Raw genomic sequence first — 12,581 nt, 5'->3', positions numbered from 1 at the left:
CGTCATTACGCATTCCGGGGCGCGCGCAGCGCGAGCCCGGAATGACAACGATGGGATTTGTGCACGGGGCTGACACCGGTACGATGGCGAGGACGGCCTTTGTCCCATGAACGTCCGCGTTCTTCGCATCCCTCATTCAAGTCAACTCGCGAGCCACGCGCGTCCCCGATCCCGCGGCGCGAGCGCCCGAGTTGTCCGGTCGTTCGGCCCTCTCTCAGATGAAGAGGGCGCAGGGAATGCCGGGTGCTGGCCGCAACCCATGGCCCGCCTGCGAAAAAAATGCAGGCGGCAGGTACCACAGGTTCAGCCGAACATCCGGCATTCCCTGCGCGGTGGGCTTTTCGGCTGCTTCGCGCTCTCCTCGGGGACCGGCTTGTTTGCCCCCGTCATCCGCGAGATGCCGCAAGGCATCTTCCGCGAACTTGACACCAGCATCGGGGTGTCAGGACCACACGACTTGACCGTCTGCACCGTGCCGTTCGTCCACGCGCGCTATCGGCACGTTGCGAGCACGATGCAGCCACCGCCTCCCCGCCTCACGCCTCGTGACGACCGCGAACCGTCCCTCTTCATCGAGGCGGGATGGCCGGAAATGTGAAGGTGATTTGCCCGACGGCGCAAGCGGAATGATTGCGTCAAACTAACACGACGGGCAGATTGCGCATGGCGGGATTGCGGGGATTGCCCGTCGGGCTGGTCTCGGCCCTGTCGGCAACTATCAGTCAGGTTCCTCGACAGATCACGCGGTATGGGTCCCGGCGTTCGCCGGGACGACAGTTGTGTTTGGCGCTCGACCGCGGCCTTGATTGCCGGCTACGCGCGCCACTCGCACCGAAGGATGATCGATCGCATCGGCCTTCTGCTGAAAAGGGCCGCCTGCGGTGATAATACGAACGTCATGCCCGACCTCCCCACCTTCCTCCTGTTCCTCTCCGCCGCACTCATCGTCGCGCTGACGCCCGGCCCCGGCATCTTCTATATCGTGGCGCGGACGCTGGCCGGCGGGCGGAGCGAGGGGCTGGCGTCCAGCGTCGGGCTTGGGCTCGGAGGGCTCGTGCACGTGACCGCCGGCGCCGTCGGGCTGTCGGCGCTGGTGATGGCGAGCGCTGAGGCCTTTGCGGTGTTGAAGATCGCGGGCGCGTTCTACCTGATCTGGCTGGGCATCAAGACCTGGCGTGAGGCGCGGGTCGCAGTGCCGGCCGAGGTGACGACGACCGGCAGCCGGCGCGCCTTCCGCGAGGGCATCGTCGTCGAGGCGCTCAACCCGAAGACGGCGGCGTTCTTCCTCGCCTTCATTCCGCAGTTCGTCGATCCCACGGGCCACGTCGCCGCGCAGTTCATCGTGCTCGGGCTGATCTCGGTCGCATTCAACACCAGCGTCGACCTGGTCGTGACGTTCTGGGCCGCCAGAGCACGGCACGGTCTCGTCACGCGCCCGAGCCTCGTGACGCGGATGCGGCAGGCGTCGGGCGCCGTCATGTGCGGCCTCGGCGGCGCGCTGCTGTTTGCACGCCGCGCAAGCTGACGCAAACCAGCAGCTCGTTCGCTGTCAGGAAGCGAGCCCGCGGGCAGCGGTGCGGTCGGTGCCTCATCAGCCGATGCTGTCGCAACCGCCCTCACCTAGTCACGGTAGCGACAGAACTCGTCGCCATTTTCGTACTCGTAGCAGATCTTGATACGGCGATACGGCCGGTCCTCGTCGAAGCTGCTTGAACGGCGATCCATGTCGTCGTCGCGCTGCATGCGCGAACTCCTTCCCGTGGTGCGATGGTCCATGTCCTGGTCCATCATGCGGCCCATGCGGTGCTGGCGCATGCGATCCATGCCCATCCGATCGTCGTCGCGCTGTTGCGTGGTCCAATCGCGGTTCACCTTGGTATCTTCGGCGCTCTGCCGCTCGCGCTCCCGGGCCTGGTCCGCCTGCTGGGGCGTGCGTTCGGGCTGCACAGGAACGGCTTGGGACTGGCCCGTTCGAGGCGTGGTGTCGGCCTGCTCAGCCAGAGCTGCGGCGGACACGAAACAAGAGGACAGGAACAGAACGGTCGCTGCTGCTGAAACGCGCATGGTTCATCCTCCATGAGAATGCTCTCTAACCGTGCGGCTCAGGGTTGGTTCTAACGGATTGCCGGCTTTCGATATTGCGCCGCAACGACCGTCGCGGCGCCGCTGTGTCGCCCTATGCGGCGGAGTGAAATCGTGGGCGGGGAGATGGAACGACGCCGGTTTGAGTATTCCGCAGCCGTTCTTTGTTGCCGTGGCCGCGGCGAAGGCCAGGCACAGCAGTCCGAAAGCAGCGTTGTAGCTGCCGTCCGGAGCCCGGCGTCCCGCGTCAACCCGAGATCAGGTCGTGGGTGGTTCCACGCCGCCGCCAGTATCTCGCACGTAGCCGCGGTGCGATCTGCCAGGAGAGAATGGCGGCCAGCGCCACGCTCGATGCGATCATGACCGGCATCGCGATCATCGCGTGGTCGCTCAGCGGTGTGAGGAGAATGGTCAGGACTCCCGCGCCGAACAGCACAGCCTGAACCATCATGAAGATCATCGCCGAAATCTGTGTTCGCACGGACATTGCAGTCGCCCACAGTTGTTGCGCATGCAATCCAACCCGAAATCCGGCCAACTGTTCCGCCTCACCATGAGCCCAGGACGGCAGGCCGCAGCCGTGTCCGCCCGAACTCATCGCAGCGGCACCGGAAGTCAGCGGGAAGCGTGGGCGACGCGGCAAGGCCCGGCGATGGCCGTCTTGCCGCGCCCCGCTCCGCGCCTCATTCGAGCTCGATCGCCTGATAGGTGCCGGTCTCGTCGAGCGCGGTGCCCCAGATCTTGTGAGAGGCCTGATGCTCGGCGCGTCCGAAGGAGAGCTTGCTGCCGAGCCCGAGGTCGATGCTCTGCATCGACTCCAGCGTATCGACCAGCCGCTCGGTCTCGAGCGGCGTGGTCTGCTTCAGCGCCTGGATCAGGATGCTCGCCGAGATGAAGCCCTCGAGCGAGGTGTAGTCCGGCGCTTCGCCCGGGAAGTACTTCTCCAGCGCGGTCTTGTAGTCGAGCACCAGGCTCGAATAGCCTGCGACCGAGGGAACGCCCTGCGTGACGATGACGCCGTTGGTGTATTTCGAGCCGAGCAGCTTCAGCTCGGCCGCGAGCGATGACGATCCGACCGCCGAGATATTGGCGTAGATCAGCCCTGGAACCGCCTCGTGGGTCTTCTCGATGAATTTCGCCGCCGCGCGGTCGGTCGCGATCATGATCACGGCCTTGATCGGCGGCTTGGTCTGCGCCTTCAGCTTGCCGACGGCCTCGTCGACGTCCAGCGTGCCGCGCGGAAAGCCGTAGCGGATGATCGGATCGTTGATGCCGTTCGCGCGGAACGCCTTGGCGACACCGTTGGCACCGTCGTCGCCATAGGCGTCGTTCTGCGCGAACACGGCGATCTGCTTCGCCGGGATGCGTTTGACCTTCATCAGGTAGCGCACGATCGCCGCGGTCTCTTCGGCGTAGCTCGCACGATAGTTGAAGACGTAGCGGTCCGGCGGATCGCGGCGGACGACGGCGGAGCCGCTATAGGGCGCGAAGAACAGCGCGCGGCGCTCCAGCGCGTAGGGAATCGCCACCGCGTTGTTCGCAGTGCCCATGTTGCCGATATAGCCGAACACCTGGTCCTTCTCGTACAATTGCGTCATGGCGCCGAGCGTCCGCGTCGGATCATAGCCGTCGTCGGCAGCGATCAGCCGCAGCTTGCGGCCGTTGATGCCGCCGGCATCGTTGGCGCGCGCGAACGCGGTCTCGATGCCGAGCTTCATCTGGCGCGCGGACTCCTTGCGGACTCCAGAGAACGGGATGACGGTGCCGAACCGGATCTCAGTATCGCTGACGCCGTGCGGAAGCGGAGGCGGCAGGTTGGCCGTGGGCTGCGTCGAAGCGGCCGCGGTCGAGGGAGCCAGCGCGAAGGACAGCGAGGGAGCCGCCGACTGCTGCTGGCTGAGCGACCGCTCCAGCTCTGCCAATTGGCGCTCTGCGGTCTGACAGTTCACCTGCGAGGACGCGACCCGGCCGCGGCCCTCGGCGATGTAGCTGTTGAAGGTGCGGATGAGCCCATCGCGCTCGCCGCCGTTCGAAGAGCCCTGGCGGATCACTTCGCTGAATTGATCGATGATGGTCTGGACGCGTCCCTGGGCGATCTCGCGGCACGTCGCGGCCTGACCGACGACCGGACCGACGCGGGCGGCGAGATCACGAACGACATCGGGGGAAATGGGAACAGCAGAGGCGGCAGGGACGAAGAAGCAGGTTCCGAGAAGGAGCGCACACCAGCGAACGGTCATTTTGAACTATCCGTCTTCTTGTGATTGGTTGGCTATGTTCACTACATGAGTCAGACAGGCTTCTATTAAGGACAGGTTGCATAACACCGCAACCGCCATTCGACTGATCGCTGTCGCCTGGAACTCATAGCGAGCCGCACTGCTCGATCGCGTTCTGCGTTGGGTCTCGCAACGCGCCGAACTAACAGCCGGCGCCATCGATTAGTTCTCAGAATCAACACTTTGCCGCGGGGCACGACGGCCCGATCCTGTGGCCGTTCGAAGAGCTCGGCGCGATGCGCGAGAGCGCATCCGGAGCCGCCTCGACGCAATCGAAGGCCCGGACGAAGTTGTTCGCAGTGTTAACCAGCATTAACGCGAGAACATCAAATACGGAGCGACGCCTTCAAGGCTGGGTCATCTTGCACCGGCGTGACGTCCTAACCGGCGACGACATGCCGCAGCTCGGGGCCGATAGCGACGAGCCGAGACGGATTGCGCTGTTCAGCTGGATCGAGACGCGCTCGGGGATCGCCTGAGAGGCGTTCGAGCCGCCGGTCGACGCGATCCACCATTTTGTCGGCAAATGGATCGCGTGGGTCGTGGTAGCCCTGCACGTCGCCGCCGCACTGTTTCATCACGCCGTACGCCGCGACGACGTCCTGACGCGGATGCCGCCGGGCCGTTCGGTGGCATAAGGGAGAACACTGCCGTCGGGTGGGCAAAGGCGCTGCCCTGCTCTCTCCTCACGGCAATCTGCTGGAGCGCCGTGCCCTCCATCTCGCGGCGGATGCGCCGATGGATGGTGGGCACGCTGCCGCCTGGTGGCGGCCGCTTTGCCCACCCTACATCGAGCCCTGCCGACCTATTTGTTCGGCAGGTTGGTCCTGATGTGCAGCTCGCGGAGCTGCTTCGTCGAAGCCTCGGACGGGGCACCCATCAGCAGGTCCATGGCCTGCTGGTTCATCGGGAACAGCGAGATCTCGCGCAGGTTCGTAGTGCCACACAGCAGCATCACGATGCGGTCGACGCCGGCGGCCATGCCGCCATGCGGCGGGGCGCCGTACTGGAAGGCGCGGTACATGCCGCCGAAGCGGTCGACCACCTCCTGCTCGCCGTAACCTGCGATCTCGAACGCCTTCACCATCGCCGCCGGCTTGTGGTTGCGGATGCCGCCGGAGGCGATCTCGTAGCCGTTGCAGGTGATGTCGTACTGGAACGCCTTGATCGTCAGCGGATCCTGGGTCTGCAGCGCCTCCAGGCCGCCCTGCGGCATCGAGAACGGATTGTGCGAGAAGTCGACCTTCTTGTCGTCCTCGTTGTACTCGTACATCGGGAAGTCGACGATCCAGGCCAGCTTGAACTGATCCTTGTCGGCGAGGTTCAGCTCGTCGGAGACCTTGTTGCGGGCGAGGCCTGCGAACTTCCAGAACTTGTCGGGATCGCCGGCGACGAAGAAGGCGGCGTCGCCTTCCTTGGTGCCGATCTGGCTGCGGATCGCAGCGGTGCGCTCCGGACCGATGTTGTTCGCCAAGGGACCCGCGCCCTCGCCGCCCTCCCGCCACATGATGTAGCCGAGGCCTGGCTGGCCTTCGCCCTGCGCCCACGAGTTCATCCGGTCGCAGAACGCGCGGCTGCCGCCACCCGGTGCGGGAATCGCCCACACCTGGTTCTTGGGGTCCTCGAGCATGCGCGCGAACACCTTGAAGCCTGAGCCGCGGAAGTGCTCGGAGACGTCGGCCATCTCGATCGGGTTGCGCAGGTCGGGCTTGTCGGAGCCGTATTTGCGGATCGCTTCCGCGAATGGGATGCGCGGCCAGCCTTTGGTCACCGGCTTGCCCTTGGCGAAATCCTCGAACACGCCCGTGATCACCGGCTCCATCGCCGCGAACACGTCCTCCTGCTCGACGAAGCTCATCTCGACGTCGAGCTGATAGAACTCGCCCGGCAGACGGTCGGCGCGCGGGTCCTCGTCGCGGAAGCACGGCGCGATCTGGAAGTAGCGGTCGAAGCCCGACATCATCAGCAGCTGCTTGTACTGCTGCGGCGCCTGCGGCAGCGCGTAGAACTTGCCGGGATGGATGCGCGACGGCACCAGGAAGTCGCGCGCGCCCTCCGGCGACGACGCGGTCAGGATCGGGGTCTGGAATTCGAAGAAGCCCTGCTCCTTCATGCGCCGGCGCATCGAGTCGATGATCGCGCCGCGCGTCATGATGTTCTGGTGCAGCTTCTCGCGGCGCAGATCGAGGAAACGGTACTTCAGCCGGATGTCCTCGGGGTAGTCCTGCTCGCCGAACACCGGCAGCGGCAGCTCGTCCGCGGGGCCGAGCACCTCGATGTCGGAGACGTAGAGCTCGATCTTGCCGGTCGGCAGATCGTCATTGTCGGTGCTCTTGTTGTCGGCGCCGGCCGGGCGGCGGCGCACCTTGCCCTCCATGCGCACGACCCACTCCGAGCGCAGCTTCTCGGCGAGGCTGAACGCCGGCGAGTCCGGATCGACGACGCATTGGGTGATGCCGTAATGGTCGCGCAGATCGACGAACAGCACGCCGCCATGGTCGCGGATGCGATGGCACCAGCCGGACAGCCGGACCGTCTCTCCGATGTTGCTCTCGCGGAGCGCGCCGCAGGTGTGGGTCCGGTAGCGATGCATGGTCGTCCTGAATGGTCGTCGTGAGGAAAAGGGAATCGGCGCAGCCGCAAGGGCGCGTTGCCGAATGCGCGCAGGGTTTAGCCGAGCCGCCCCGGCGCGGCAACCGCATGCGCGGCCCCTTTTCCGCCTCGTTGCGGAAAAGGCCGCCTCCACGGCGCACCGGAGCAACCGGCCGCGCTGCCGCCGAATTGAGCTGGCGCTGAAACGCTCATCTGGCAGCCGTTTGGGCTCGAAAAGCGGCCTCAGCGGGCCTATCTTGGAGCCATGACCGTGCATTTCCCCTTCCAGAATTCCTACGCCGCGCTGCCGGACAATTTCTTTGCCCGGGTGGCGCCGACCCCCGTCGCGGCGCCCCGCCTGATCAAGCTGAGCCGGCCGCTGGCCGAGGAGCTCGGCCTCAACCCGACGGAGCTGGAGACGCCGGAGGGCGCCGCGATCCTGGCCGGCAAGACCGTGCCCGAGGGCGCCGAGCCGATTGCGATGGCCTATGCCGGCCACCAGTTCGGGCACTTCGTGCCGCAGCTCGGCGATGGCCGGGCAGTCCTGCTCGGCGAGGTCGTCGACCGCAACGGCGTCCGCCGCGACATCCAGCTCAAGGGCTCCGGCCCGACGCCATTTTCGCGCCGCGGCGACGGCCGTGCGGCGCTGGGGCCGGTCTTGCGCGAATACATCGTCAGCGAGGCGATGGCGGCGCTGGGAATCCCGACCACCCGGTCGCTGGCGGCGGTCGTCACCGGCGAGCAGGTCTATCGCGGCACGGCCCTGCCCGGCGCGGTGCTGACCCGGGTCGCCACCAGCCACATCCGGGTCGGCACGTTCCAGTACTTCGCAGCCCGCCAGGACGTGGACGCCGTGCGCCGGCTCGCCGACCACGTCATCCACCGGCACTATCCGGATCTCGCCGGCACCGAGCGGCCCTACCACGCCCTGCTCGACGCCGTGATCGCGCGGCAGGCCAAGCTGATCGCCGACTGGCTCCTGATCGGCTTCATCCATGGCGTCATGAACACCGACAACACCTCGGTGTCCGGCGAGACCATCGATTACGGCCCCTGCGCCTTCATGGACGCCTACGACCCCAAGCAGGTGTTTTCCTCGATCGACGAGTTCGGCCGCTACGCCTTCGCCAACCAGCCGCGCATCGCGCTGTGGAACCTGACCCGGCTGGCCGAATGCCTGCTGCCGCTGTTCGGGGACGACAAGGACCAGGCGATCAAGGAAGCCGAGGCTGCACTCGACGGCTTCGCCGCGGAGTTCACCGACGCCCACCAGGCGGGACTGCGGCGCAAGCTCGGCCTGTTCACGCGAGCCGAGGGCGACCAGCCGCTGGCGCAGGCGCTGTTCGACGCGATGGCCGCGGCCAAGGCCGACTTCACGCTGACGTTCCGCCGTCTCAGCGACGCCGCCGGCAACGGCGATCTCGGCGAGGTCCGTTCGCTGTTCGAGGATCCCGCCGGGTTCGACGAATGGGCGGCGCGCTGGCAGCAGCGCCTGACCGAGGAACCGCAGAGCCCGGCCGAGCGGCGCGCGGCCATGCGCAAGGTCAATCCGGCCTTCATCCCGCGCAACCACCGCATCGAGGCGGTGATCACGGCGGCGGTCGAGAACGACGACTACGCGCCGTTCGAGGAGCTGCATGCGGTGCTGGCCCGGCCCTATGACGACCAGCCGGACCGGGCTGATTATGCCGATCCGCCGCAGCCGGAGGAGCAGGTGTTGCAGACGTTCTGCGGCACCTGACACGCAGTCTTAACCTCGCGTCCACCATCGCCCTGACAGCGCCCCGGGTCCTTAAGAAACGATCAACGCAGCCCCGACAAGTTGAACCAACAAGTCGGGGAGGTCTGAGACGTGGACGCGCTGGTGTTCGAATTCATGGGTTTGGCGATGATCGCCTTGTGCCTGATCGTGCTCGCTGTGCCCTCGGCGCGCCGGCCCGCGGGCCGCGTCCGGCATCACTGACCGGCCCCCTGCCCGCCCATCATCAACCATAGAGCGATCGGCCGAGACACTGGCGCTTGCGTTCGGGGCGGATTGGGCCGACAAGCGGAGACGAATTTCGTCCCTTACCCTTTGCCGACACCCTTGACTTGTCAGCGTTTTCGGACGACGGCGTAAGAGCCTCGTCATGGATCGTTCATGGACTTGATCACCACCACCGCGGACCTCGCAGCCGCCTGCGCCCGCCTCGCCCGCCACCCGGTCGTCACCGTCGATACCGAGTTCCTCCGGGAAACCACCTACTATCCCCTGCTCTGCGTCGTGCAGATGGCGAGCCCGGACGAGGCCGTGGTGATCGATGCGCTGGCCGAGGGCATCGATCTCAAAGCCTTCTTCGAGCTGATGGCGAACGAGAAGGTCCTGAAGGTCTTTCATGCCGCCCGCCAGGACATCGAGATCATCTGGCACCGCGCCGGCATCGTGCCGCACCCGATCTTCGACACCCAGGTCGCTGCGATGGTGCTGGGATACGGTGACAGCATCGCCTACGACCAACTGGTCGAGCGCATCACCGGCCACCGCCCCGACAAGACCCACCGCTTCACCGACTGGTCGCGCCGGCCGCTGACCAAGGAGCAGGCGCATTACGCCGAGGCCGACGTCACCCATCTCCGCGACGTGTTCGCCGCGCTCGATGCCGACCTGAAGAAGCGCGGACGCAGCGACTGGGTCAGCGAGGAGATGGAGGTCCTGACCTCGCCGAAGACCTACGACTTCCACCCCGAGCGCGCCTGGGAGCGGCTGAAGACCCGCGTCCGCAAGCCGAAGGAATTGGCCGTGTTGATCGAGGTCGCGGCCTGGCGCGAGCAGGAGGCGCAGAGCCGCGACGTGCCGCGCAGCCGCGTGATGAAGGACGACGCCGTCGGCGACATCGCCACCCATGCCCCGACAACGATCGAGAAGCTCGGCAATCTGCGCTCGCTGCCCAAGGGCTTCGAGCGCTCCAAATGGGGCTCCGACATCGTTGCCGCCGTGCAGCGCGGACTGGCGCGCGATCTCGCCGCCCTGCCCAAGCTGGAAAAGCCGCGCAACAACTCCAATGGCGCTGCGATCGTCGAGCTGCTCAAGGTCCTCCTGCGCATGACCTCGGAACGGCACGCCGTGGCGAGCAAGGTCATCGCCACCGTCGATGATCTCGAGCAGATCGCCGGCGATGACAATGCCGACGTCGCTGCGCTGCAGGGATGGCGCCGCGAACTGTTCGGCGAGGCCGCGCTGGCGCTGAAGCACGGCAAGCTCGCGCTCGCCATCGAGAAGGGCCGCGTCGTCCGGGTCGACCGGGCCTGATGGGCGTCGCAGCGGCTATGGCCGGCCGCGTCTTCCCCGAGTCTGCCGAGTTGATTGCAGCAGGCGGCACGGGTGTCCATGATCTCGCCAATCATTCGGCGCTGGTCTGCCCCCTCAACTCCGCCTCGATTGTCTGGGACACCTCAACCAGAGCCATCGAGAGAATGTAGACGCTGGTCGGCAGATTGAGCTGGCGCGCCTTCGCGATGGCTGCCCGGAGGCTGCTCGCCAGCTCTTTGAGCTCTTCCTCTCGGGTCATGTCGTGGTCTCGGTCCTGGAGCTGCCGCGTGAGCAAAGACAATTGCGAACCGCCGGAACAGAAGCTGCTGCGGCTGCTCAGCGAGAATCCGGTCGACCTGCACGTCGTCGAGGCCCTTCGCCTCGTCGTCGCGTTCAACAAGATCAGTGATCCGGCCGATCGTCGTATGATTATCGATCTGGCCGAACGACTCGCCTCAGGATGATACCGCCAATAGCCGCCGCGGTCACACCGCGAGCCGGCCGCCAGCGCCGATAAGCTCGGCGCCGTCGAGGACACCGGCAAAATTGCCGATCACCTTGGTTACAACCAACTTGTACAAGGCGGCGTCGCCGGCGCAGGCCTGCCGGCAGGCGACGGCGTCTCCGATCACCTGATAGCGGTGACTGCGGTGAAAGCCGTCCACCACCGTCGAGAGGATCGTCTCGTCCAGCGAGAAGCCGAGCAGCACGCAGCGCATGCTGCGCATGTTCGCCATGTACTCGGCGAACCGGGCCGAACTGTAGGCGGACGGCAGCGGATGCTCGAACGCGAGCTCCCCCGGGGTCGGCTTGAAGTCCGGAAGCCAGTTCGTCAGGTTGGAAGCCGGGTTGAACCAGGCTGCCTGTGCGATCCGCTTGAGATGGACGACCGGCCACAGGTTGTCACGCCAGAGCGCGATCAACTGCCGGCAGCGCGCCATGACGACGTCGCCATCGGCGATCAGATGCCTGCGTCCCTCGGCGAGATATTCGCACTGCAGATCGGCGCAGACGAGAACAGGCGGATCCGCCTCGGTGGCACCGAACAGATCTCGGCCCGGCATCATGGTCTCGCTGCGGAGAAGTCGTGCAAGGGCGAGGATGCCGGCCGGCCAGCCGAGAGATCGAGCACGCCCGGCCGATCCCAGTCGCCTTCCGGACGAATGATCATGTAGGGATCGCTGTCGAGCGTGATCGCATCGTCGCACGGCTCGAGGTCCAGCACCATCTCCGTGTAGGAGAAATCGGAGAATGTGAGCTTGCGATTATGGCCGAGCGGCTTGGCGCCGAAATGCGCCCAGAAATCGACGAGACGATCCTGCGCGTGGCCATAGGCCTTCTTGAAGCCCTTGCGCCTGCAATAGTCGAGCGCCTCGCGAACCAGCTTGAACGACAGCCGCGAGCGCCGGTACTGATGGCGCACCGCGAGCCGCTCGACCTTGGCGAAGTCGCCGAAGAAGCGCACACGAACGCATCCAGCCGGCTCCTTGCCGACGAAACCGAGGAAGTGGGCTGCAACCAGATCGTTGCCGTCGAACTCCTCCTCCATGGGACAATCCTGCTCGGTCAGGTAGACCGCCGAGCGGATCGCGGTGACGAGCATGAGGTCATTCGGATCGCGCGCGATGCGCACGGTGATCGCGCGGGGATTCGTCTTTGCTGTCCTGGCCGAACTAATGCTGTGCATCCGCAATGCTCCCTTGTTCGAAACCCTTCATCGACTGGATCGAAGGCGCGATCATCTCGGGCATCCGGTTCCACGGCCGCTGATACCACCAGAGATCGGGCTGAAAGCTCGGCACCGGCGTGAAGCCGAGCGCGCCGAGAAAGGCGCGCCCTTCCGGACTCGATGGTTGCGCGTAGTAATCGGCGGCGCGAAATCTGGCGCCTTGCAGCGCCTGCGCGACGTTGCCGAGACCGATCGCTCCCCGCCCTTGCGCGACGAGCGCCCAGACATAGATGGCGGCTACGTCTTCGTCCGGCCGCGCCAGAAATCTGCGCGGCGGATCATTCAAATTGAACTCATCCAGGAGCAAAGCATCGAGGCCTGAGCAGTTGAGATAGAGGAAGGCGATGCCGCCGAGCAGGTTCCTGCCGCGGTAGAGCGCGAAGATCGAGTCCGGATCGTGCCGCAAGAACTCCGCAAGCTCGTGTTCTGAGGCACGAACGCCCGGTATTTCCCGGCGTGCGAGCGCCGCGAGCTCACCGAGCCGATCGAGCGTGACCGCCCGCGCCGCGACCCGATCCGTCCGCGGCAGCGCGTCGAGCTGATGTCGCGGCGTGAATTCTGTGCTTCCGCGGTAGGGGTTCTGCATCTATGTTTCCAGCTTGGCTTTGAT

Annotated in this window: 15 protein-coding genes; 6 read left to right on the top strand and 9 right to left on the bottom strand. The window is 65.8% G+C overall.

The features are described from left to right. The first annotated feature begins 259 nt into the window (after positions 1-259). Together ACQR1X_RS08270 and ACQR1X_RS08265 are read left to right on the top strand one after the other, a co-directional pair. Positions 260-598 (top strand): hypothetical protein, encoded by a 339-nt coding sequence (locus ACQR1X_RS08270; protein WP_434898637.1) that lies wholly within the window; start codon positions 260-262, stop codon positions 596-598. 300 nt (positions 599-898) lie between these two features. Beyond that, complete coding sequence (locus ACQR1X_RS08265) at positions 899-1,525, top strand: LysE family translocator (RefSeq protein ID WP_434898636.1); 627 nt, start codon at positions 899-901, stop codon at positions 1,523-1,525. 95 nt (positions 1,526-1,620) lie between these two features. Here ACQR1X_RS08265 and ACQR1X_RS08260 read toward each other — a convergent pair whose 3' ends face one another. The 4 genes from ACQR1X_RS08260 to ACQR1X_RS08245 form a co-directional block, all read right to left on the bottom strand. Then, positions 1,621-2,064, bottom strand: a complete 444-nt coding sequence (locus ACQR1X_RS08260; RefSeq protein ID WP_315800255.1) for a hypothetical protein — start codon at positions 2,062-2,064, stop codon at positions 1,621-1,623. Positions 2,065-2,329: 265 nt separating this feature from the next. Beyond that, positions 2,330-2,569, bottom strand: a complete 240-nt coding sequence (locus ACQR1X_RS08255) for a hypothetical protein (RefSeq protein WP_315800256.1) — start codon at positions 2,567-2,569, stop codon at positions 2,330-2,332. Between the two features lie 196 nt (positions 2,570-2,765). Next, positions 2,766-4,322 carry an ABC transporter substrate-binding protein gene (locus tag ACQR1X_RS08250; RefSeq protein ID WP_316215655.1) on the bottom strand — a complete coding sequence of 519 codons (1,557 nt, stop codon included), beginning with the start codon at positions 4,320-4,322 and terminating at the stop codon, positions 2,766-2,768. Positions 4,323-4,741: 419 nt separating this feature from the next. After that, a complete protein-coding gene (locus tag ACQR1X_RS08245) occupies positions 4,742-4,942 on the bottom strand; it encodes a hypothetical protein (RefSeq protein ID WP_434898819.1) in 201 nt (66 codons plus the stop codon). Between ACQR1X_RS08245 and ACQR1X_RS08240 the strand changes: the two genes are divergently transcribed. Then, on the top strand, positions 4,904-4,999 hold the full coding sequence (locus ACQR1X_RS08240) for a hypothetical protein (protein ID WP_434840022.1): 96 nt from the start codon (positions 4,904-4,906) through the stop codon (positions 4,997-4,999). The two genes, ACQR1X_RS08245 and ACQR1X_RS08240, sit on opposite strands and share 39 nt — an antisense overlap. A gap of 167 nt (positions 5,000-5,166) precedes the next feature. On the opposite strand, the gene aspS is transcribed toward ACQR1X_RS08240, so the two are convergent. Continuing rightward, positions 5,167-6,954 (bottom strand): aspartate--tRNA ligase, encoded by a 1,788-nt coding sequence (gene aspS, locus ACQR1X_RS08235; RefSeq protein ID WP_315800258.1) that lies wholly within the window; start codon positions 6,952-6,954, stop codon positions 5,167-5,169. Between the two features lie 264 nt (positions 6,955-7,218). Here aspS and ACQR1X_RS08230 point away from each other — a divergent pair, with 264 nt between their 5' ends. Continuing rightward, the gene (locus ACQR1X_RS08230; protein WP_434898635.1) at positions 7,219-8,694 is read left to right on the top strand and encodes a protein adenylyltransferase SelO; all 1,476 of its coding nucleotides are present in this window, start codon (positions 7,219-7,221) and stop codon (positions 8,692-8,694) included. Between the two features lie 399 nt (positions 8,695-9,093). Further along, a complete protein-coding gene (rnd, locus tag ACQR1X_RS08225) occupies positions 9,094-10,242 on the top strand; it encodes a ribonuclease D (RefSeq protein WP_315800260.1) in 1,149 nt (382 codons plus the stop codon). Between the two features lie 91 nt (positions 10,243-10,333). Here rnd and ACQR1X_RS08220 read toward each other — a convergent pair whose 3' ends face one another. Beyond that, positions 10,334-10,501, bottom strand: a complete 168-nt coding sequence (locus ACQR1X_RS08220; protein WP_315800261.1) for a hypothetical protein — start codon at positions 10,499-10,501, stop codon at positions 10,334-10,336. Positions 10,502-10,529: 28 nt separating this feature from the next. Between ACQR1X_RS08220 and ACQR1X_RS08215 the strand changes: the two genes are divergently transcribed. Then, a complete protein-coding gene (locus tag ACQR1X_RS08215) occupies positions 10,530-10,706 on the top strand; it encodes a hypothetical protein (protein ID WP_315800262.1) in 177 nt (58 codons plus the stop codon). 21 nt (positions 10,707-10,727) lie between these two features. Here ACQR1X_RS08215 and ACQR1X_RS08210 read toward each other — a convergent pair whose 3' ends face one another. Genes ACQR1X_RS08210 through ACQR1X_RS08200 form a run of 3 tightly spaced genes read right to left on the bottom strand, consistent with a single transcriptional unit; the run spans position 10,728 to position 12,557 of the window. Next, positions 10,728-11,309 carry an isochorismatase family protein gene (locus tag ACQR1X_RS08210; RefSeq protein WP_315800263.1) on the bottom strand — a complete coding sequence of 194 codons (582 nt, stop codon included), beginning with the start codon at positions 11,307-11,309 and terminating at the stop codon, positions 10,728-10,730. Then, positions 11,306-11,929, bottom strand: a complete 624-nt coding sequence (locus ACQR1X_RS08205) for a GNAT family N-acetyltransferase (RefSeq protein WP_316180880.1) — start codon at positions 11,927-11,929, stop codon at positions 11,306-11,308. The genes ACQR1X_RS08210 and ACQR1X_RS08205 overlap by 4 nt, the downstream gene beginning before the upstream one ends. Continuing rightward, positions 11,916-12,557 carry a hypothetical protein gene (locus ACQR1X_RS08200; RefSeq protein WP_315800265.1) on the bottom strand — a complete coding sequence of 214 codons (642 nt, stop codon included), beginning with the start codon at positions 12,555-12,557 and terminating at the stop codon, positions 11,916-11,918. The genes ACQR1X_RS08205 and ACQR1X_RS08200 overlap by 14 nt, the downstream gene beginning before the upstream one ends. Positions 12,558-12,581: the final 24 nt, after the last annotated feature.

This window comes from Bradyrhizobium sp. HKCCYLRH3073, assembly GCF_051167995.1.
Classification (GTDB): domain Bacteria; phylum Pseudomonadota; class Alphaproteobacteria; order Rhizobiales; family Xanthobacteraceae; genus Bradyrhizobium.
Note: the sequence above shows the minus strand (reverse complement) of the source record. Positions and strands in the feature narration are given on the sequence as shown.